At 73.0% G+C, this 20,677-nt stretch carries 19 protein-coding genes; 10 read left to right on the top strand and 9 right to left on the bottom strand.

The features are described from left to right. The 3 genes from ACFWE2_RS16280 to ACFWE2_RS16270 all read right to left on the bottom strand — a co-directional run. On the bottom strand, positions 1-638 hold a 638-nt coding region (locus tag ACFWE2_RS16280), incomplete at its 3' end, for an HAD hydrolase-like protein (protein ID WP_377225259.1). Between the two features lie 20 nt (positions 639-658). Next, positions 659-2,248: a multicopper oxidase family protein gene (locus ACFWE2_RS16275; protein WP_377225258.1), complete on the bottom strand. Its 1,590-nt coding sequence runs from the start codon at positions 2,246-2,248 to the stop codon at positions 659-661. Next, on the bottom strand, positions 2,245-2,691 hold the full coding sequence (locus ACFWE2_RS16270) for a hypothetical protein (protein ID WP_377225257.1): 447 nt from the start codon (positions 2,689-2,691) through the stop codon (positions 2,245-2,247). The genes ACFWE2_RS16275 and ACFWE2_RS16270 overlap by 4 nt, the downstream gene beginning before the upstream one ends. 146 nt (positions 2,692-2,837) lie before the next feature. Between ACFWE2_RS16270 and ACFWE2_RS16265 the strand changes: the two genes are divergently transcribed. Together ACFWE2_RS16265 and ACFWE2_RS16260 are read left to right on the top strand one after the other, a co-directional pair. Continuing rightward, positions 2,838-4,043, top strand: coding sequence for a sensor histidine kinase (locus tag ACFWE2_RS16265; protein WP_377225256.1), 1,206 nt, complete (start codon positions 2,838-2,840; stop codon positions 4,041-4,043). Then, a complete protein-coding gene (locus ACFWE2_RS16260; protein ID WP_377225255.1) occupies positions 4,040-4,717 on the top strand; it encodes a response regulator in 678 nt (225 codons plus the stop codon). The genes ACFWE2_RS16265 and ACFWE2_RS16260 overlap by 4 nt, the downstream gene beginning before the upstream one ends. A 96-nt stretch (positions 4,718-4,813) precedes the next feature. Here the strand turns inward: ACFWE2_RS16260 and fgd are convergent, their stop codons facing one another. Both fgd and ACFWE2_RS16250 read right to left on the bottom strand, forming a co-directional pair. Next, on the bottom strand, positions 4,814-5,815 hold the full coding sequence (gene fgd, locus ACFWE2_RS16255) for a glucose-6-phosphate dehydrogenase (coenzyme-F420) (RefSeq protein ID WP_377225254.1): 1,002 nt from the start codon (positions 5,813-5,815) through the stop codon (positions 4,814-4,816). A gap of 78 nt (positions 5,816-5,893) precedes the next feature. After that, positions 5,894-7,135: an MFS transporter gene (locus tag ACFWE2_RS16250; protein ID WP_377225253.1), complete on the bottom strand. Its 1,242-nt coding sequence runs from the start codon at positions 7,133-7,135 to the stop codon at positions 5,894-5,896. A gap of 75 nt (positions 7,136-7,210) precedes the next feature. Here ACFWE2_RS16250 and ACFWE2_RS16245 point away from each other — a divergent pair, with 75 nt between their 5' ends. The 3 genes from ACFWE2_RS16245 to ACFWE2_RS16235 all read left to right on the top strand — a co-directional run bounded on the left by ACFWE2_RS16245 (position 7,211) and on the right by ACFWE2_RS16235 (position 10,377). Further along, the gene (locus tag ACFWE2_RS16245; protein ID WP_377225252.1) at positions 7,211-8,113 is read left to right on the top strand and encodes a LysR family transcriptional regulator; all 903 of its coding nucleotides are present in this window, start codon (positions 7,211-7,213) and stop codon (positions 8,111-8,113) included. 110 nt (positions 8,114-8,223) lie between these two features. After that, on the top strand, positions 8,224-9,744 hold the full coding sequence (locus tag ACFWE2_RS16240) for a WXG100 family type VII secretion target (RefSeq protein ID WP_377225251.1): 1,521 nt from the start codon (positions 8,224-8,226) through the stop codon (positions 9,742-9,744). A 27-nt stretch (positions 9,745-9,771) separates the two neighbouring features. Continuing rightward, complete coding sequence (locus ACFWE2_RS16235; protein ID WP_377225250.1) at positions 9,772-10,377, top strand: hypothetical protein; 606 nt, start codon at positions 9,772-9,774, stop codon at positions 10,375-10,377. On the opposite strand, the gene ACFWE2_RS16230 is transcribed toward ACFWE2_RS16235, so the two are convergent. The 4 genes from ACFWE2_RS16230 to ACFWE2_RS16215 all read right to left on the bottom strand — a co-directional run bounded on the left by ACFWE2_RS16230 (position 10,374) and on the right by ACFWE2_RS16215 (position 15,816). Beyond that, the gene (locus ACFWE2_RS16230; protein ID WP_377225249.1) at positions 10,374-11,321 is read right to left on the bottom strand and encodes a hydroxymethylglutaryl-CoA lyase; all 948 of its coding nucleotides are present in this window, start codon (positions 11,319-11,321) and stop codon (positions 10,374-10,376) included. The genes ACFWE2_RS16235 and ACFWE2_RS16230 overlap by 4 nt on opposite strands. Then, complete coding sequence (locus tag ACFWE2_RS16225; RefSeq protein ID WP_377225248.1) at positions 11,314-13,308, bottom strand: biotin carboxylase N-terminal domain-containing protein; 1,995 nt, start codon at positions 13,306-13,308, stop codon at positions 11,314-11,316. The genes ACFWE2_RS16230 and ACFWE2_RS16225 overlap by 8 nt, the downstream gene beginning before the upstream one ends. Before the next feature lie 5 nt (positions 13,309-13,313). Next, entirely contained in the window at positions 13,314-14,903 is a 1,590-nt protein-coding gene (locus tag ACFWE2_RS16220) for a carboxyl transferase domain-containing protein (protein WP_377225247.1), read from the bottom strand. A gap of 67 nt (positions 14,904-14,970) precedes the next feature. Beyond that, positions 14,971-15,816: a helix-turn-helix domain-containing protein gene (locus tag ACFWE2_RS16215; protein WP_377225246.1), complete on the bottom strand. Its 846-nt coding sequence runs from the start codon at positions 15,814-15,816 to the stop codon at positions 14,971-14,973. A 109-nt stretch (positions 15,817-15,925) separates the two neighbouring features. Between ACFWE2_RS16215 and melA the strand changes: the two genes are divergently transcribed. The 5 genes from melA to ACFWE2_RS16190 all read left to right on the top strand — a co-directional run. After that, positions 15,926-17,329 (top strand): alpha-galactosidase, encoded by a 1,404-nt coding sequence (melA, locus tag ACFWE2_RS16210; RefSeq protein WP_377225245.1) that lies wholly within the window; start codon positions 15,926-15,928, stop codon positions 17,327-17,329. A 47-nt stretch (positions 17,330-17,376) separates the two neighbouring features. Continuing rightward, on the top strand, positions 17,377-18,657 hold the full coding sequence (locus ACFWE2_RS16205) for an ABC transporter substrate-binding protein (protein WP_377225244.1): 1,281 nt from the start codon (positions 17,377-17,379) through the stop codon (positions 18,655-18,657). Further along, on the top strand, positions 18,641-19,546 hold the full coding sequence (locus ACFWE2_RS16200) for a carbohydrate ABC transporter permease (protein WP_377225243.1): 906 nt from the start codon (positions 18,641-18,643) through the stop codon (positions 19,544-19,546). The genes ACFWE2_RS16205 and ACFWE2_RS16200 overlap by 17 nt, the downstream gene beginning before the upstream one ends. Beyond that, positions 19,543-20,388, top strand: coding sequence for a carbohydrate ABC transporter permease (locus ACFWE2_RS16195; RefSeq protein ID WP_377225242.1), 846 nt, complete (start codon positions 19,543-19,545; stop codon positions 20,386-20,388). The genes ACFWE2_RS16200 and ACFWE2_RS16195 overlap by 4 nt, the downstream gene beginning before the upstream one ends. A 20-nt stretch (positions 20,389-20,408) precedes the next feature. After that, on the top strand, positions 20,409-20,677 hold a 269-nt coding region (locus ACFWE2_RS16190), incomplete at its 3' end, for a TetR/AcrR family transcriptional regulator (RefSeq protein WP_377225241.1).

Below are 20,677 nucleotides of genomic sequence, written 5' to 3'. Positions count from 1 at the left end.
GCGCCGGCGGCCTCCAGCTCGCCGGGCGCCGCGTAGCCCCAGGTCACGCCGATGGTCGGGACGTCGTGGTGAGCGGCGGCGTGCACGTCGTGCTCACGGTCGCCCACCATCACCGTCCGTCCGACGTCGGCGCCGAGGGCGGCCGCGTGCGCCAGCGCGCGCTCCACGACCACCTCCTTGCCCTGGGCCTCACCTGCCGCGTAGTCGGCTGCGCCGTGCACGCCGTCGAGCCCGCCCTCCAGATAGCCGTCGAGCCCGAAGTGCCCGACGATCTTGCGGGCGTAGTACTGGGGCTTGGCCGTGGCGACCAGGAGCGTCACCCCGGCCTCGCGCAGCTCGGTCAGCGCCTCGGGGATTCCGGCGAACACCGAGTTGTCGAACATGCCGCGCACCTCGAAGTCGCGGCGGTAGGCGGCGATCGTGGCCGCGGCGTCAGCGGCGGACAGGCCGATGCCGGCCAGGCTCGCACCGAGCGGCGGACCGACGAAGGTCCGCAGGACGGCGTCGGTCGGCACCTCGAACCCGGCGTCGGCGAACCCGGCACGCAGGGACGCGATGATGCCGGGGGCCGAGTCGGTGAGGGTGCCGTCGAGGTCGAGCAGGACGTGCGTGATGCCGCGAGGAAGAGAGAGGGTCACCTCCCGAGCGTGCCACAGGTTCAGTGGTGCCCCGCGTGGGCGTCCGCGCCGCCACCGTCCACGCCGCCGCCGTCCGCGCCGCCGCCGTCCGCATCGCCGTGCCCGTCCCCGTCCCCGTGCCCGTTCCCGCGCCCGCCGGGCGGCGTCCCCGCCTCCTGCCCCGGTCCGACGACGACGAACTGCCCCATCATCCCCTCGTCCTCGTGCAGCAGCATGTGGCAGTGGAACATGTAGGGCACGTCGGGGTCGGTGTAGTCGTCGAACCGCATGAGCAGCCGGTAGGTGCGGTTCGGTTCGAGGTACACGGTGTCCTTGGGTCCGGCCAGCTCGGGCGGCGGGGCGTCGCCGTCGACGGACAGGATGCGGAACTGCACGTCGTGCACGTGGAAGCTGTGGGGCATCGGCACGACGCTGCGCACCTCCCAGACCTCCGTGTCGCCCTCGGTGACGACCTCGTCGACGCGGCCCATGTCCATCGCACGCCCGTTGATCCGGCGGTCGTCGAGCTGGAACGTGCGCGTCACAGCGGCGTCGTCCTCGTGCAGTGCGTCCCGCGCCGCGTGGACCGACGGCTCCCAGGCCGGCTCCGGTGACCGCGTGAGCTCGTCGGCGGCGCGGAGCTCCAGCACGTCGAACGCGTCGTTGCCGCCCATCGCGAACGGGACGACGATGCCGCCCAGGTCGGCCTCGAACGAGTGCAGGCGCGTGGTCTCGCCCGGCTCCAGCCGCACGACGACCTCGGCGCGCTCGCCGGGCGCGAGCCGTACCCGCTCGAGGGTCACCGGCGCGTCGAGCAGCCCGCCGTCGGTCGCGACGAGCTCCATGTCCCGGTCGGAGAACCCGAGCTGGTAGGTCCGTGCGGTCGACCCGTTGAGCAGGCGCAGCCGCACCCGCTCTGTGGTGACCTCGTGGTACGCGCCGACGGTGCCGTTGGCCAGGACGGTCCCGCCGAGCGTGCCGGGCTCGCTGCCGTCGTCGGAGAGCTCGAGCTGCCCGTCGTCGTCGAACACCTTGTCCTGCACGATCACCGGCACGTCGTCGACGCCGTACTCCTGTGGCAGGGCCGCGGCGCGCGAGGCGTCGTCGTCCAGGAGGAACATGCCCGCGAGCCCGCGGTAGACGTGCTTCTCCGTGGCGCCGTGCGGGTGCGGGTGGTACCAGAGGCTGGCGGCCGGCTGGTCGATCTCCCAGGTGGGGCGCCACGTGGCGCCCGGTTCGACCTCCTGGTGCGGCCCACCGTCCATCGCGGCGGGCAGGTGCATGCCGTGCCAGTGCACGCTGGTCGGCTCGTCGAGGTCGTTGGTGACGTCGACGGCGACCCGCTCGCCGCGTTCGGCACGCAGCGTCGGCCCGAGATAGGAGCCGTTGAAGCCCCACGTCCTGGTCTCGATACCGGGCCGGAACTCGGTGACGCCCTCCTGCGCGGTGAGCTCGAAGACCCGCGTGCCGTCCACCACCCGTGACGGCGCCAGCGGCGGGACGGCGAGCTCGTTCGTGAACTCCGCCTCGGTCACCGGGGTGACCGAGCCGGGGATCGCGCCGCAGCCGGCGAGCGCGAGGACGAGCGCGAGGGCGGCGGGACCCGCCGCCAGGGCGCCGGCCCGCCTCATCGGACGGCCCCGCGCAGGCGCTGCACGCCTGCCGCCACCAGGCCGGCGAGCAGACCGACGAAGGTCTCCACCAGCAGCGCCGGGACGATGGTCCACGCGGGCTCGACCCCCGAGGAGCCAGGTCCGCCGACGCCGGCGAGCACCGGGACGAGCTGCCCCAGCGCGACACCGACGAGCCCGTACGCCAGGCCGGTCAGGGTGAGGGTGAGCACGGGCCGGGGCACGCGGCCCAGGCCGACGACGCCGATCCACACAGCGGCGGTGATACCGATGACGGCGAACGCCCGGGGCGCGCCCGTGCCGAGCACGCCCGTGAGGCCGGTCAGCGGCCAGAGCAGCGCCAGTGCGGACAGGCCGGCGACCACCGTCCACGGCACGGCGGGCGTCCGTCGCGCGGGTTGCGGCCGGGGCGTGGGCTGAGGGGGAAGGTGCTGAGATGTCATGCCTCGAAGGTGCCTGCCGGGGCCCCCGCCCCACATCGGCCCTGGATCGTCTCCTGGTGTCGCCCGGGGGCGACAGAAACCCTGAGTCCGGGGCCGGACGGCTCCGGGACGATGCCTCAGGGCCGCGCCGTCCGTAGGGTGACGGTGTGTCCGAGAGCCGTCTTTCCGAACCGGGTGTGTCCGAACCGGGTGCCGCCCCGCGAGCGGTCGACCCGCGCGTCACCGACGTCGTCCTGGCGCTGGCCATGGCGCTGGCGGTGGCCGTGGTCATCGCGGCGGACCCCGACGCCGCGCGGCACGCCGGACCCGGGGCGTACCTGTTCGCGCTGGGTTTCGGGGCACTGGTCCTGATCCGGCGTCGTGCGCCGCGCACCATGCTCGTCCTGACGGTGCTCGGCGTGTTCACCTACTACGCGCTCCAGTTCGCGCCCATCGGCACGGCGCTGCCTGCGGTCGCGGCGATCTACTCGGCGGCGGAGATCCGGCGCACCGGCTGGGCGGTCGGCGCGGGCACCACGCTGGTAGGCGTCGCGACCTATTACCGGACGGTGGGCAACACACCCGAGGAGGCCCTGGCGCCGTACGAGCTCGTCACGGACGTGGCACTGGTCTCGGCGGCGATCGCCCTCGGGGTCGCGGTCCGGCTGTCCCGCGAGGCGCGGGTGCACGAGGCCCGCGCAGCCGAGCAGCGGCTGCAGGCGGAGCGCCTGCGCATCGCCAGGGACCTGCACGACGTCGTCGGGCACAACCTGTCGGTGATCGCCCTGCACTCCGGCGTGGCCGCCGAGGCCGTCGGCCGGGACGACGACGCGGCCCGGCGCGCGCTCGGGCACGTGCGCGAGGCGACGTCGGGCACGCTGCACGAGCTGCGGTCGACGGTCCGGCTGCTGCGTGGTCCGGCGGGCGGGCCCGTGGGCGGTCCGGCGAGCGGACCGGCGGGCGGGCCCGACTCCGCGCCGACCGGCCTGGCCGGCGTCGACACCCTCGCCGCCTCGGCGCGGGCGGCCGGGCTCGTCGTGGACGTCGAGGTCGACGTACCCGCCGCGACCCTCGACGGGGCCATCGACGCCGCCGCCTACCGGGTGGTCCAGGAGTCGCTCACCAACGTGCTGCGGCACGCCGAGGCCGGCCGCGTCGTGGTCTCCGTGCGGGCAGCCGGCGGCCGCCTGGCCCTCCGGGTGGCCGACGACGGCCGCGGTGCCGGCCCAGGCCTCGTGCCGGGCACCGGGATCTCGGGCATGCGCGAACGCGTCGCCCTGCTCGGCGGCACCCTCACCGCGGGCGACGCGCCCGGCGGCGGTTTCGCCGTGGCCGCCGACCTGCCCCTCCGGCTGGAGACGGGAGAAGCATGACCAGCCCACAGATCCGCCCGCAGATCCGCATAGTGCTGGTGGACGACCAGGAGCTCGTGCGCGCGGGGCTGCGTGCCCTGGCGGAGAGCGAGGGCGACATCACCGTCGTCGGGGAGGCCGCCGACGGGCGGGCCGGGGTGTCCCGGGTGCGGGAGCTGCGGCCCGACGTCGTGCTCATGGACATCCGGATGCCGCGCCTGGACGGCCTGTCCGCGACCCAGGAGATCGTGGGCGACCCCGACCTCGCGAGCGTGCGCGTGCTGATCCTGACCACGTTCGACGAGGACGAGCACGTCTTCGAGGCGATCCGGTCGGGCGCCGCGGGCTACCTGCTCAAGGATGTCGCGCCGGCCGAGCTGCGCCGCGCCGTCCGCGTGGTCGCGGCGGGCGAGTCGCTGCTCGACCCCGGGGTGACGGCCACCGTGCTGCGGGCGGTCGCTGCCGCCCCCGCGCCCCGGACCGACGACCGCCGGCTCGCCGGGCTCACCGACCGCGAGCGCGAGGTGCTGCGGCAGCTCGGCCGCGGGCTGACGAACGACGAGATCGCCGGCGAGCTCTACCTCAGCCCGGCCACCGCGCGCACCTACGTGAGCCGGCTGCTCGCCAAGCTCGGCGCCCGGGACCGCGCGGCGCTGGTGATCCTCGCCTACGAAACGGGCCTCGTGCGGCCGTAATACCGGCCCAAGCCCCCGCCCTGCCCCGTTGAGTGCTGGGTATTTGTGGGATCGAAACGGTTCGACCGCGCAAATACCCAGCACTCAACGGAGGGGTCAGAGCGCCTTGAGGCGCGGTAGAACGTCCTCGCTGAACTGGGTCAGGAACCGCTCCTGGTCCTGGCCGGGACCGTGCACCACGAGGTGGTTGAGGCCGGCGTCGACGTACGGCTTGATCTGCTCGACCGCCTGCTCCGGGTCGGACGCGACGATCCAGCGCTTCGCCACCTGCTCGATCGGCAGCTCGTCGGCCAGCCGCTCCATCTCGGTCGCCGAGTGGACGCTGTGCTTCTGCTCGGGCGTGAGCGACAGGGGCGCCCAGAACCGGGTGTTCTCCAGCGCGGCGGCCGGGTCGCGGTCGTACGAGATCTTGATCTCGATCATCTTCTCGACCTGCGCGACGTCGCGCTCCGCCTTGGCCGCGCCCTCGGCGACGGCGGGCACCAGCTTCTCCGTGTACAGGTCCATCCCCTTGCCGGAGGTGCAGATGAAGCCGTCGCCCGCGCGACCGGCGTACTTGGCCACGAGCGGGCCGCCCGCCGCGACGTAGACGGGCACGGGGTTCTCGGGCCGGTCGTAGATCTGGGCGCCGACCAGCTCGTAGTAGTCGCCCTTGAAGTCGACGCTGTCCTCGGTCCAGAGCGCCCGCATGAGCTGCACCGCCTCGCGCAGCCGTGCGAACCGCTCCTTGAACTCGGGCCACTCCCGGCCCGAGACGGCGATCTCGTTCAGGGCCTCGCCCGTGCCGACCCCCAGGATCACCCGGTTCTCGGTCAGCAGCGCGAGGCTGGCGAAGGTCTGGGCGATCATCGCGGGGTTGTAGCGGAACGTCGGGGTCAGCACGCTCGTGCCGAGCTGGATGCGCGAGGTGCGCTCCCCCGCGGCGGCGAGCCAGGCCAGCGCCGACGGCGCATGGCCGCCCTCGTGCCGCCACGGCAGGAAGTGGTCGGAGACCATCGCGCTGTCCAGCCCCACCTCCTCCGCGCGTACTGCGAGCTCAACCAGCTCGCGCGGCCCGAACTGCTCGGCGGACGCCTTGTACCCAATCTTCAGAGTCACATCGAAGACCCTACGCTCGATCGCCGCCCGGCGAACCCCCGCGTCGCGCACATCACATCCGACCTGGTCAGCCCGCGATCAGGACCGCCGCATCGCCCATGCCGACCACCCGCCGGCCAGCGCGACCAGCACAGCGAAGACGCCGAGGACCATCGGCGCGGGCAAGTAGACCAGGCCCACGCCGACCGCGAGCACCGGGACCACCAGCCCGGCGTAGGCGACGAGGAACACGAGCGCCAGCGCCTCCGCCCGCTCCTCGGGCGCCACCATGGCCGCCGTCCGGCCGAGGGCGGCCTTGAACAGCAGCCCGGCGCCCCCGCCGGCCAGCAGGCCACCCGCCACGAAGAGCCACACCGAGGCGAGCACGACGCCGCCGAACAGCGCGGCCGGTCCCGCGACGACGAGGACCGCCGCCCAGCGGAGCTGGACCTGCTGCGTGCCGGCGGCCAGGAGGGACTGGCCGAGCGCGCCGGCCAGGAACGGCGCCCCCGCGACGGCGCCCGCCACGATCAGGGACGGCTGCCCCAGCTCGTCGCGGACGAACGACGCCGCCACCGAGCTGAACAGGCCGAGGACGGCGAACCCGGTGAACGCGCCGACGGCCCCGGCCACGAACCGGCCGCGCACCTCGCTGCCGATCGCCGCCCGCTGCGGCCGGTAGGGCCACAGCCCCGGCCGGTGCAGCACGGTCTCGGGCACGAACGGCGTGGCGACCAGGAGCACTGCCATCGCCACCCCGAACACCGCGTACGGCACCACCAGCGGGTGGGCGGACGGCGCAGCGAGCAGACCGGACAGGACCGGCCCCAGGCCGATCCCGCCCAGGTTCGCCACCGTTGCGACGACGGCGGCACGTCCCGGCGCCGGCCGGGAGCGCCCGCCGTCGAGCTCCGCGAGGTACGCGGTGGCCGTGGCGGTCAGCGCGCCGATCCCGACGCCCGAGACCACCCGGGCCACGAGGAGGCCCGCCAGGTCGTCGCGGACCAGGAAGCCGACGGCTGCCAGGAGCTGCAGCGTCACCGCCAGGAGGATCAGCGGACGCCGGCCCACCCGGTCGCTCAGGTGCCCCACGAAGAACAGGCTCGCGATCACCCCCACCGCGTACGCCGCGAAGATCACCGTGACCGTGAACGGGCCGTACCCGTCCCGGGCCGCGTAGAGCGCGTAGAGCGGGCTCGGCACCGCCGCGAACGCCATGAGCAGCAGGAACGTGAGGCCGGTGAGCCAGAACCCGGCGCCGTGGCGGCGCGGGCCGGCGGTCGCGGGCCGGGCGGGAGCGAGCCGGGCGGCAGGGGCGGAGACATCGTGCGTGGTGGTCACCTCCGCAGTCTGCGTCGCCCCCATTCATCCACACAAGCGAATCATTCCGATAGCGCTTATCGCCATCCACGATAGATGAGCGATACTCGGCGGATGGACACCCGGCACCTGGAGTACTTCATCGCCGTCGCGGAGGAGGGCAGCTTCACGCGCGCCGCGCAGCGGCTGCAGACCGTCCAGTCGGCGGTATCGGCGGGCGTGCGCACGCTCGAGCGGGAGGTCCGCGCCACGCTGTTCGTGCGGTCCACCCGCCGCGTCGAGCTGTCGGACGCCGGCCGGGCGCTCCTGCCCGAGGCGCGCGCCGCGATCGAGTCCGTCGACCGCGTCTTCGACGTGGTGGCCGCGGCCGAGAGCGGGCTGCGCGGGCGGCTGCGCCTCGGCGTCTTCCCCAACTCCGACGTGGTCGACGCCCCCGCCTTCGCCGGGCGGTTCCACGAGCTCTACCCGGGGGTCACGCTCAGCGTCGTGGCCTCCCCCACCGGCTCCACCGGCCTGGCCGACGACGTCCGCGCCGGCCGCCTCGACCTCGCGATCACGGGGCTGCCGCTCGCCGACCTCGACGGCCTGCGCGCGCACGAGCTCCTCGTGGACGAGCTCGTCGCGGTGGTCCCCGAGGCCCACGAGCTGGCACGGCACGACACGCTCTCGCTCGCCGACCTGGTCGCCGAGCCGTTCGTCGACGGCCCGCCGGGATTCGGCCACCGGGTGGTCCTCGAACGCCTGCTGGCCGCGCGCGGGCTGCGCCGGGACGTCGTCGTCGAGAGCCCGGACATGGGGCTCGTCTCGCGGTTCGTCGCCGCCGGGCTCGGCGTCGCCGTCGTACCGACGTTCGTGCTGCGGCCCACACCGGGTGCCGTGACACGGCCGCTGGACGTGAGCGTCCCGTTCTCGCTGCGGTCCGTCTGCCGGCCGCGCGTCACGCGCCCCGTCGAGGCGGCGCTGGCGCTGCTGCACCAGGCGGCTCCGGCCGGTGGGTAGGTCTACCCATGGCGCCCCTGACCGTGTCCGGCTACGTTCGGGCTGCCGGGCGACCGGCCAAAGGCCTACCGGACCACCGGTACGCGGCGGACCGTCGAAGTGGGGTACCCATGGGCGAGCTGTGGGGCGCGGACGTCGCCCAGCTGAGGGCTCTCGCCACCACCGTGCGGGACAACACGCAGACTCTCGAGACCGCACGCGCCCGGGTGGACGCACTGATGGACGACGTGGACTGGTTCGGCCCGAGCGGCGACGAGTTCCGCGCGCAGTGGTCGAGCGTGCACCGCGCGAACATCTCCGCGGCGATCGACACGCTCACGCAGGCCGGTGACACGCTGGACCGGAACGCCGACAGCCAGGAGCGCACCAGCGAGGACGCCGGCCTCGCCGGGACAGGCTCGGGCCCGAGCGGCACCGGCTCCGTGCCGGGCGGGGCTCCGGGTGGTCCCGGTGTCCAGGTCGCCACGACTCCCCTCACCCCGGAGGAGTACACCGACCTCTCGACCGCGGAGCGGGAGGAGTGGCTGGCGACCGCCACCGACGAGGAGGTCGCCGCCCTCCTGGCCGCGATGGAGGCTCAGGGCCTCTACCCCGGCCCGGACGCCGGCCCCGTCGCCAGCGAGCACTGGACCCGGCAGGCGGCGCAGGACGCCGGCATCGACTTCCTCGCCTGGGACCCGAGCCAGGGCGCACAGGCCAACCGCGAGAACATCGAGGCCGTCTACGAGTACTACGCCCGGCTCTACCTCGAGAACCCGGACCTGCAGTGGGCCGGGATGGCGGCGATGATCGGGCCGTCCTTCGCCGCGGGCTTCCAGGACCTGGCCATGTTCCGTGACATCGCACAGGGGTTCGAGATCGGGGGCGAGGTGCTCCAGCACCTGCCCAACGGCCTGCCCCAGGGCGTCCTGATCGAGCAGGTCGCCGCGCTGACCGACGAGGACCTGCGCTTCTACGAGACGACCTTCCTGGAGATGCAGCAGGAGATCTTCGCCGACCAGGCCTCAATGCATGCCGCCTACGAGCACGGCGGCCTGGCGGAGATCCAGCGGATGTACGACTCCGGCGCCATCGACGAGGCGACGTACGACTCCTGGGTGGACATCGACTCGGGCGATCCCACGCGCGTCTCCGAGGGCAACACCCAGTTCCTGGACCGCGAGCAGAACCAGATCATCGCCGACGACTACGACGAGATGCGGAACCATCCGGTGACGGGCGAGGCGATGACCTACATGATGACGCTCGTCGGTGAGGCGTCGATCCCCGGCACGGAGACGTTCGGCGAGTACAACCCGCTGACCGTGACCGTGGAGACTCCCGGGCCGGAGAACATCGGCATCCCGTTCACCGACGTGTCCTTCGACAACCCGACGCAGGGCTCGGTCGAGGTGACCACTCCGCTGCCGAACGGCAACATCGCGGATCGGGAGCAGCGCTGGGACTACGTCTCCAACGACACGCTGCCCGCGTACCAGGACCTGATCGCGAACGACCCGGCTCGCGCCGAGGAGATCCTGCGGACCGACGTGTCCGAGCGCATCGAGGGCTATCGCCTCACCAACCCGGACCGGCTCGGCCGCATAGTCGACGACCTCGCGACGGACTGGAGCGTCGATGTCGACCAGTGACACCCGGCCTCATGACAGGGTGGACCAATGTCCGTACGACAGGTGATCCTCGCGGCGGCCGCTGCCCTCGCCCTCGCGGCGACGACCGGCTGCACCGTCAGCGTCGGCGGCGGCCGGGACGACGACGGCGCCCAGCTATTCGGAGAGGGGAACAACATGCAGTGGGACCTGACACGGCCGCTCGAGGCGGAGGCTCTGGGGCTCCCGGAGAACAAGCGGGTGGAGGTCGCCGTGCCCGAGGACGCCACCGTCAGCCTGACGCTCCCCACCGGGACCTGGTCGGGGCGCACCGAGCAGATGGCGGTGAGCACCCGGCACGGCTACGTGGACTCCGTCGACCTGTTCTGGACCGAGGTAGACGGGCAGGCGGCAGCCGACCGGATGGCGGCGGACGCCGGCCTGCTCGGCGTCGACGCCACCCAGGTCGCCGAATGGGCCGAGACCGCGAAGTGGGCCGAGACCGCCGACATCAACCGGTCCCGGACGGATGCCAACTACAACGGCGCGGCCGGTGAGGTGTCCACGTCGATCAAGCCCAGCATGGCGGTCGGCGACGGCCCGGGCACTCCGGTCCGGCTCTGGTACAAGTTCTACCTGCGGGACGTGGTCGAGACAGCGAGCTCTAAGGGCTAGCCCCGCAGCGCCTGCAGCACCCGGCTCGGCGACGGGCGCCCCAGATGCCCCTCCAGCCAGGTCCCGGCCTCCACCAGGCGCGACATGGAGACGCCGGTCGTGATCCCGAGCCCGTCGAGCATCCAGAGCAGGTCCTCCGTGGCGAGGTTCCCCGTGGCCGACTCCGCGTACGGGCACCCGCCGAGCCCGCCCGCCGACGTGTCGAACGTCGTCACGCCGTGCCGGAGCGCGGCGGCGACGTTGCCGAGCGCCTGCCCGTAGGTGTCGTGGGCGTGCAGCGCCAGCACGTCGTCGGGCAGGCCGGCGGCGTTCAGCGCGTCCAGGAGCGCGACGACGTGCCCCGGCGTCCCCACGCCGATCGTGTCGCCGAGCGAGAGCTGTTCCGCCCCGAGATCCATGAGCCGTTTGCCCGCCGCGACCACCTGGTCCAGCGGCACCTCCCCCTCCCACGGGTCGCCGAAGCACATCGACACGTAGGCCCGCACCCGCATCCCCGCCGCGCGGGCCCGCGTCATGACCGGCTCGAACATGGCCCACTGCTCGTCGAGGGAACGGTTCAGGTTCCGCCGTGCGAACGTGTCGGTGGCGCTGGCGAACACGGCGATGTGCCGCAGCCCGAGGTCGTACGCCCGCTCCAGGCCGCGCTCGTTGGGCACCAGCACGGGCAGGTCGCGGGCGCGGTCGCCGAGCCGGTCCACCAGCGCCGCCAGCACCTCCTCGGCGTCGGCGAGCTGGGGCACCCAGCGCGGGTGCACGAGGCTCGTGGCCTCGACGTACGGCAGGCCGGCGTCGAGCAGGCGCTCGACCAGGCCGACCTTCACCGCCGCCGGGACCACCGCCTTCTCGTTCTGCAGGCCGTCGCGCGGGCCCACCTCGTAGATGGTCACGCGGTCGGGCAGGCTCGGGTCGGGCACCACCTGGGGGCGTCGAAGCTGCTCAGCCACGGGTCGCCTCCTGCTCCTGCGGGGTCGGCTCGATCTCGAAGAGCACCTGCCGCGCCGCGACCTGGTCGCCGGCCGCCGCCCGGACGCGCACCACGCCTTCCGCCGGCGCCAGGAGCGCCACCTCCATCTTCATCGCCTCCAGCACGCCGAGCGACTGCCCGGCCACCACCAGGTCGCCGTCCCGCACCTCGACGCTGGCCAGCGTGCCGGGCATCGCGGCGAGCACCATGCCGTCGGACAGCTCGGCCGCCGCCAGGCTGGAGGCGCCCGGCCGGACGAACCGGAACGTGTGCCCGCGGGTGCTCGCCTCGATCAAACGCGGGCCGACGTCCACCGTGAACCGCTCGGTCACGCCGTCCAGCGCGAGCAGCCCGTCGCTCGTCGGCCCACCCGACGCCGCGACTGGAGCCCCGCCGACCGCTCGGCACGACGTCGGCGGCCCGCCCGCGCGGCGCACCTCGCCCCGCGCGGTGCTCACGCGGAGCACCGCGTCGTCCAGCTCGACCCAGGTGTCGGCGCGCGGCCCGCCGAGGCGCCACCCGTCGCCGCCGTCGGCCGCGGCGGCCGCCGCGACGGTCCAGGCTGCCGCCACCATGGCGGACGCCGGGTCCGGGGCCGGCAGCGGGTGGGAGTCCAGCCAGGCGGTGTGCACCTCGCCGTCACGAAACGCAGCGGAGTCCGCGAGCGCCCGCACGAACCCGGTGTTGGTGACGAGGCCGCCGATGGCCGTGGCGTCGAGCGCCGCGACCAGGCCGCGCCGGGCGGCCTCGCGGTCGGCGCCGCGGGCGATGACCTTGCCGACCATGGGATCGTAGGCGGCGGGGACGACCGTGCCGTCCTCGATGCCGGCCTCGACCCGGACACCGTCTCTGCCGGCCGAGCCCTCGGGCCAGCGCACCCGCGTCGCCGTCCCCGCCTGGGGCAGGAACCCGCCGAACGCGTCCTCGGCGTAGATGCGCGCCTCGATCGCGTGGCCGCTGACAGCGACGTCGTCCTGGGCGAAGCCCAGCGGCTCCCCCGCCGCCACGCGGAGCTGCTGCTCGACGAGGTCGATGCGTTCGCCGCGGACGCGCACGACCTCCTCGGTGACGGGGTGCTCGACCTGGAGGCGGGTGTTCATCTCGAGGAACCAGGCGCCGCCGGCCGAGCCTGTCGCGTTCCCCACCTCGACCAGGAACTCCGCCGTCCCGACGCCCGTGTACCCGACTTCCCGGGCCAGCCGGACGGCCCACTCGTGCAGCGCGTCGCGCAGCTCCGGGTCGAGGTCGGGCGCCGGCGCCTCCTCCAGGACCTTCTGGTGCCGGCGCTGGGCGGAGCAGTCACGCTCGTGCAGGTGCAGGACGTTGCCGTGCTCGTCGGCGAGGATCTGCACCTCGACGTGCCTGCCGCGTTCGACGTACCGCTCCAGGAGCACCGTGTCGTCGCCGAACGCGGCGGCGGCCTCGCGGCGGGCGGCGGCGATCGAGGAGGCGAGCTCGTCCTGGCTGCGCACGATGCGCATGCCCTTGCCGCCGCCGCCCGCCGCCGCCTTGACGAGGAGCGGGAAGGAGCCGACCGATCCGGGCGCGCCGGCGGCCGACAGCGCCAGCATCGGCACGCCTGCTGCTTCGGCGATCTTCCGCGCCGTGTCCTTGCGCCCCATGGCGTCCATCGCGTCGGGCGGCGGCCCGACCCAGGTCAGCTCGGCGCCGATGACGGCGCGCGCGAAGTCGGCCTGCTCGGACAGGAACCCGTAGCCGGGGTGGACGGCGTCGGCGCCCGTCTCCTTCGCGGCCGCCAGCAGGGCGGGGATCGACAGGTAGGACTCGGCGGCCGGGGTCGGGCCGATGCGGACGGCGACGTCGGCGGCGCGGGTGTGCGGCGCGGTGGCGTCGGCGTCCGAGTAGACGGCGACCGTGCGCAGCCCGAGGCGGCGGGCGGTGCGGATGACCCGCAGGGCGATCTCGCCGCGGTTGGCGATCAGGAGGGTGTTGATCGTGGTGGTCATCGTGATCACATCCGGAAGATGCCGTAGGACGGCTCGGCGATCGGGGCGTTCGCGGCGGCGGCCAGGCCGAGGGCGAGGACGCGGCGGGTGTCGGCGGGGTCGATCACGCCGTCGTCCCAGAGGCGGGCGGTGGCGTAGTAGGGGTTGCCCTGGGTCTCGTACTGGGCGCGGATCGGGTCCTTGAACGCCTCGACCTGCTCGGGCGGGGCGTCGGCGAGGTCGCGCCGCACGGTCGCGAGGACCGACGCCGCCTGCTCGCCGCCCATGACGGAGATCCGTGCGCCGGGCCACATCCACAGGAACCTGGGATCGTAGGCGCGGCCGCTCATGCCGTAGTTCCCGGCGCCGAACGAGCCGCCGAGCACCACCGTGAACCGCGGCACCGACGTGCAGGCCACGGCCGTGACGAGCTTGGCGCCGTCCTTGGCGATGCCGCGGTGCTCGTACTCCTTTCCGACCATGAACCCCGCGATGTTCTGCAGGAACACGAGCGGGATGCGCCGCTGGTCGCAGAGCTGTACGAAGTGCGCGCCCTTGAGCGCCGACTCGGAGAACAGGATGCCGTTGTTCGCGACGATCCCGACCTGATACCCGTCGATGCGGGCGAAGGCGCACACCAGGGTCTCGCCGTACCGGGCCTTGAACTCGGTGAGCTGCGAGCCGTCGACGATGCGGCGGATCACGTCGCGCACGTCGTACGGCGTGCGCGGGTCGGCGGGCACGTCGTAGAGGCCGTCGGGGTCGAGCTCGGGCTCCTCGGGCACCATCCGCTCCAGGCTCGGGACCTGGGCTGTGCCGGTGGACGTGCCGGTGGTGGTGCCGATGATCTCGCGGACGATGCGCAGGGCGTGCGCGTCGTCGTCGGCCAGATGGTCCGCGACGCCCGACGTCGTGGTGTGCACCAGGCCGCCGCCGAGCTCCTCGGCCGTCACGATCTCGCCCGTGGCGGCCTGCACCAGGGGCGGACCGCCGAGGAAGATCGTGCCCTCGTCGCGCACGATGACCGCCTCGTCGCTCATCGCCGGCACGTACGCGCCGCCCGCGGTGCACGAGCCCATGACGGCCGCGACCTGCGGGATGCCGCGGGCGGACAGGTTCGCCTGGTTGTAGAAGATGCGGCCGAAGTGCTCCCGGTCGGGGAACACCTCGTCCTGCATCGGCAGGTACGCGCCGCCGGAGTCCACCAGATAGATACAGGGCAGGTGGTTCTCGGCGGCGATCTGCTGCGCGCGCAGGTGCTTCTTGACCGTGACCGGGTAGTAGGTGCCGCCCTTGACGGTGGCGTCGTTGGCGACGATCACGCACTCACGCCCGGCGACGCGGCCGATGCCCGTGACGATGCCCGCGCTGGGCACCGCCCACTCACCCCCGTACATGTCGTAGGCCGCGAGCGCCCCGATCTCCAGGAACGCGGACCCCGGGTCGAGCAGCCGGTCCACGCGGTCGCGCGCGAGCAGCTTGCCGCGCGCGGTGTGCTTCTCGCGCGCCGCGGCCGAGCCGCCCTCGCGCACGCGCGCGAGGCGGTCGCGCAGCTGCGCGGTGAGGGTGCGGAGGTCCGTTCCAACGGCGGTGTTGATGGCCACGTGTCGCAGCATAGTCCGCCGGTTAATGATCGTTAACCCCTGGCGCGCGGTTCGACCTGCCGCGGCCTCGGCGAAGTTCTCAGCGGAAGGCGCGGCGGTAGTCACCCGGAGCCGTGCCGCACACCTGCCGGAAGGTGTCGTAGAAGCTGCTCTGCGCCGTGAACCCGGACGCGTGCGCGACCTCGGCGGTGGTGCGGTCCGACGTGATGAGCAGCCGCTGCGCCTCCGCGACGCGGCACCGCGCGATGTACGTGCCGACCGTCGTGCCGACGACCCGCTTGAAGAGCGTCATCGCGTGGCTGGGGCTCAGGTGGACGGCGCGGGCCACGTCGGCGGCGGTGATCGGCGACCGGTAGTGCTCGGCCACGAACTGGGCCATCGCGGCGGCGCGCCCGGCGGCCCCGGCCTGCGGCTCGTGCTCGTACAGCGTCGACGGCACCTCCGGGGCGTCCTGCGCCGCACGGGTCAGGACCCGTCGCACGAACGCCTGCGCCTCCAGCATGACGACGGTGCCGTACCCGCTGTCCAGGACGTCGTGGTGCCAGCTCTCGAAGAGGGCGCCGACGTCCCGCACGAGGACGTCCGTCGGCACGACGACGGGCCGCGCCCGCAGCAGGACCGCCATCTGCTCGGTGGGCAGCGCCCAGCTCAGCACCTCGGTGAGCGGGATGTGCACCCACGAAACGTCGGTCGGCGTCGCGCCGGGCTCCACGAGCTGGTGCGGGGTGCCGCCCCAGAACAGCGCCACCTCACCGGCCTCCACCCGCAGGAACGAGCCGCCGAAGAGATATTCGAGCCGGCCGGTGTGCACCAGGTTGAGCTCCAGGTCGTCGTGCCGGTGCGGCCGCATCATCACCGGCGGCGCGCCCCGCTGCACCCACAGGGCGGGTTCGGCCAGCTCCACCTCGTCGTCCGCTAGCGTCATGTGCGGGAGCATAAGGCCCCGCGCGGCCGCGGTGCGGACCGAAGGATCCCGGAGAGCCGGGGCACGCAGCCGGAGGTATGACCGCCATCCTCTGACCTAGCGTCGCCGTATGGCTCACTCCCCCAAGGTCACCATCATCGGCGCCGGTGGTTTCGTCTTCCCGCTCCGCCTCATCGGCGACCTGCTCAGCTTCCCGGCGCTGCAGGGCGCCACCCTCAGCCTCATGGACCTCGACGCCGGACGCCTCGACCGGGTGGCGACCGCCACCCGGGAGCTCGTGGCCCACCACGGCCTGCCCACCGTCGTCGAGCAGACCACCGACCGGCGCGCGGCCCTGCGCGACGCCGACTTCGTGATCATCACGTTCCAGGTCGGCGGCGTGGACTCCTACCGGCACGACGTCGAGATCCCGCGGCGCTACGGCGTCGACCAGACCGTCGGGGACACCGTCGGCCCGGGCGGCGTGTTCCGGTTCCTGCGGTCGGTGACCGCGTACCAGGACATCGCGGCCGACGCCCTCGAGGTGTGCCCGGACGCCCAGTTCATCAACTACGCCAACCCGATGGCGATGGCGACGGCGTACCTGAACGCGCTGGGGCTGCGCACCGTCGGCCTGTGCCACAGCGTGCAGGGCACCACCCGGATGCTCGCGCGGACGCTCGGCGTGCCGTACGACGAGGTCTCCTACCGCTGCGCGGGCATCAACCACCAGGCGTGGATCCTCGAGTTCCGGCGCGGCACCGAGGACCTCTACCCGCGCCTGCGCGAGGTCATGAAGGAGCGCCACCAGGTCGGCCGTGCGGCGTCCGACCTCCTCGCCGACGACGGCGACCACTCCGAGGAAGCGGTAGCGGCCAGCAACTACGAGGGCGGCAACGAGCAGGTACGTACCGCGCTGATGAACCACTTCGGCTACTTCGAGACGGAGTCCAGCCACCACGCCTCGGAGTACGTGCCGTACTTCCGCAAGGACGCCGCCACGATCAAGGAGTACATCCCGGAGCGCTGGGACTACTACGAGATCTGCGCGGCGCACGACGAGCAGGGCGACGTCGACGACCAGCTCGAACGCCTCAAGGCGGACCTGAGCCCGTCCGTCGAGTACGGGGCCTCCATCGTGAACGCCGTGGTCACAGGGGTGCCCGCCGTCGTGTACGGCAACGTGCCCAACGCGGGACGGATCATCACCAACCTGCCCGACGACGCGTGTGTCGAGGTCGCCTGCCTGGTCGACGCGGGCGGCGTGCAGCCGACGTCGGCCGGTGACCTGCCGCCCCAGCTCGCGGCGATCAACCGCACGAACACCAACGTGCAGACGCTCGCCGTCCGCGCGGCGCTGACCGGCGACGTCGAGCACGTGCACCACGCCGTCGCGATGGACCCGCTCACGTCCGCGCACTGCACGCTGGAGCAGATCCGCGCCATGACGGACGAGCTGCTCGCCGCGCACGCGGCGCTGCTGCCGGCGGCGCTGCGGCCCGCGGCGACCCTGCCCGCGGCGCTCAAGCACTGAGCGCGCACGCACCACGCTCGACGAACCCTCAACGAAGAGGAGACGACATGCCCACCCATCCGGTGTCCCGCCGCACGTTCCTCGCGGTCGCAGGGATCAGTGTGGCGGGGGCGCTGGCCGCCTGCTCCGGCGCCCCGACGGGGACCAGGCACCTGCGCCTGTCCTCGTGGAACATCCCCCTGGACCTGGAGTCCTATCAGGCGATCGCCGACGAGTTCGTGGCGGCCCACCCCGGCACCAGCGTCGCGGTGGAGGTGACGACGGGCCAGTTCCACCAGTGGTTCATCACGCGGCTCGCCGCCGACCTCGCGCCCGACATCATCCGGATCACCCCGCAGCAGATCGGCCGCTACGCCGCCAACGGCAGCCTGGTCGACCTGACCGGCGCGGTGCCGGCGGACTACCAGGACGACTGGTCGGAGCCGTTCTGGGCGATCGGCGCGCGGGAGGACGGCCTGTACGGCGTCTTCCAGCACACCGACAACTTCATCACCTACTACGACCGGCGGGTGATGGAGCAGATCGGGGTGACGCCGCCGTCGTCCCTGGCGGACGCGTGGCACTGGGAGGAGTTCCTGGCGATCGCCCGGGAAGCCCAGCAGGTGACCGGCGGCTACGGGTTCGGCTACGGCTGGGGCGGCGCCGAGACGGCGTACCGCTGGCTGCCGATCGTCTACCAGAACGGCGGCACGTTCCTCGGCGAGGACGGCGAGACGCCGTCGATGGACAGCGCCGAGGCGGTCGAGGCCCTGGACTTCGGACGCCGCTGGTACAGCGAAGGACTCGTGTCCCCGGCGAACATGAGCAAGTCGGGCGGCACGCCGTCCCGCGACCTCTTCCTCACCGGGCAGATCGGCCTGCTGCTCGACAACCCGGAGTCGATAGCGTCCTTCGACGAGGGCCTGCCCGACCAGTGGGGCACCGCGCCCATGATCCGGGGCGTCGGCGAGGCGTCCGACCTGGGCGGCAACGCCCTGGCGGTCACCAAGTCGAGCAAGCACCCGGAGCTCGCCGCCGAGCTCGTCGCGTTCATCACCAGCCGGGCCAACGTCGTCGAGTTCTGCAAGCGGGGCAACTGGCTGCCCGCCCGCTCCTCCCTGGACGCCGCCGACATCGGCTACGAACGGCACGCCGAGACCATGCAGCGGTTCATCGACCAGGCGACCACCATCCCGCTGTCGATGGTGCGCGCCGAGTCCGGGCAGTACTTCAGCTCGCTCAACTCGGTGCTCGCCGACTACCTCGACCTGTGCTTCCTCGGCGAGCTGACGCCCGCCGAGTGCGGCACCCAGCTGACGGAGGCGATGCGCAGTGTCACGACGCGATGAGACCCGCACGCCGGACCACGGCCGACGGCGGCCGCACTGGGCGCCCTACCTGTTCGTGGGGCCGGCGGGCCTGCTCTTCCTCGCCTTCTCCCTGGTGCCCATCGTCATCGCCGTCGCCCTGTCCTTCCAGGACACGGCAACGCTCGGCGACGGCGAGTGGGTCGGCGCCGACAACTACGAGGCGATGCTGGCCGACCCCCTGCTGCGCACCGCCCTGCTCAACACCCTCGTGTTCACGGTCGGCACCGTGCCGACGGCGATGGCGATCGGGCTGGCCCTCGCCGTCGCGCTGAACCGGCCGCTGCCGGGGCGCGGACTGCTGCGGGCGCTGTTCTTCGTACCGATGATCGCGGCCGGTGTCGTCGTCGGCGTCATCATGTCGTGGATCTTCAACCCGGACTACGGCGTGGCGAACAACGCGCTCGCCGCGCTGGGCCTGTCCGGCCTGCCCTGGCTGACGTCCCCGAACACCGCCATGCTCACGCTGATCGCCGTGGTGGTGTGGACCCGGATCGGGTTCTGCATGGTGATCTACCTCGGCGCCCTGCAGTCCATCCCGGCGGAGCTGCGCGAGGCGGCGGCGATCGACGGCGCGAGCGGCTGGCAGCGGCTGCGGCGCCTCACGGTGCCCATGCTGGCGCCGACCACCTCGATCCTGCTCATCCTCAACGTCGTGTTCTCGCTCCAGTCGTTCGACGTCATCTACGTGATGACGGGCGGCGGGCCCGGGTTCTCGACCACCGTGCTGATCCAGTACGTGTTCCGGTCGGCCTTCGCCGACGCGCGCATGGGGTACGCGGCCGCGCTCGGCCTGCTGCTTGTGCTGATCCTGCTGGTGTTCACGCTGCTGCGGCAGCGTGCGACGAAGCGAGCGGAGGAGCTCCTGTGAACCAGGTCCCGAGAGAGCACCGCACCCGCCGACGGCGCTGGCTGCTCACCGCCGTGCTGGCCGCCGGCGCGATGGTCGTCGTCTTCCCGCTGTACTGGATGATCGTCTCCGCGCTGACGCCCGGCGGTCAGTCGCAGAGCAGCGAGTTCTACCTCTGGCCCGAGGCCCCGACCCTCGGCAACTTCACCGAGGTGTTCGCCACGCAGCCCGTGTGGCACTGGCTCGGCAACTCCGCGTTCGTCGCGTCCGTCGGCACCGCGCTGTCAGTCTGCGTGTCGCTGGGCGCCGGGTACGCGCTGGCCAAGTACCGGTTCCGCGGCCGCGGCCTGCTCTACGCCGCGTTCCTGGTGACGATCATGATCCCCATCCAGGTCACGCTCGTGCCCGCGTTCCTCGTCACGGCCCGCCTCGGGCTCGTCGACTCGCCCTGGGCCGTGATCCTGCCGACGCTGTTCGACGTCGTGGGCATCTTCATCGCCCGGCAGTTCATGCTCGGGGTGCCGGACGCCCTGATCGAGGCGGCCCGGCTCGACGGCGCCGGCGAGCTGCGCACGTTCTTCCGTGTGGTGCTCCCGACGTGCTGGCCACTGGTGGGCGTGCTCGTCATCCTCGGGTTCATGAACCGGTGGAACGACTTCCTGTGGCCGCTCGTCGTGCTGCAGGGCAACGAGAGCCTCACCGTGCCCGTCGGGCTCTCGACGCTGACCAACAACCCGGCGTTCAGCTCGCCCTGGGGCGCCGTGATGGCGGTGGCCACGGTCGCCGTCGTGCCGCTGCTCGTGGTGTTCCTCGTGTTCCAGCGGACGTTCGTCCAGGGGATCGCGAGCACCGGGATCAAGTGACGGCTCCTATGCTGCTGCCTGTGACCCCGCGCAGGCAGCAGATCCTGAGCACGGCAGCCGACCTGTTCGCCGCCCGTGGCTTCCACGGCGTCTCCATGGGTGACATCGGCGCGGCCGTCGGTGTCTCCGGCCCCGCGCTGTACAAGCACTTCGCGGGCAAGGAGGACATCCTCGGGCAGTGCCTGCTGCACGCCTCCGACCAGCTCCTGACGGGTGCACGGGAGCTGCTGTGCGCCCGCGGGGCGCGGCCCCCCCGCGGTCAACCGGAGGCCGAGCCCCCCCCGGCCCC

Origin of the sequence: Promicromonospora sp. NPDC060271, from assembly GCF_042726755.1 — a bacterium.
Lineage (GTDB): Bacteria > Actinomycetota > Actinomycetes > Actinomycetales > Cellulomonadaceae > Promicromonospora.
This window is presented reverse-complemented; position numbering and strand designations above follow the sequence as displayed.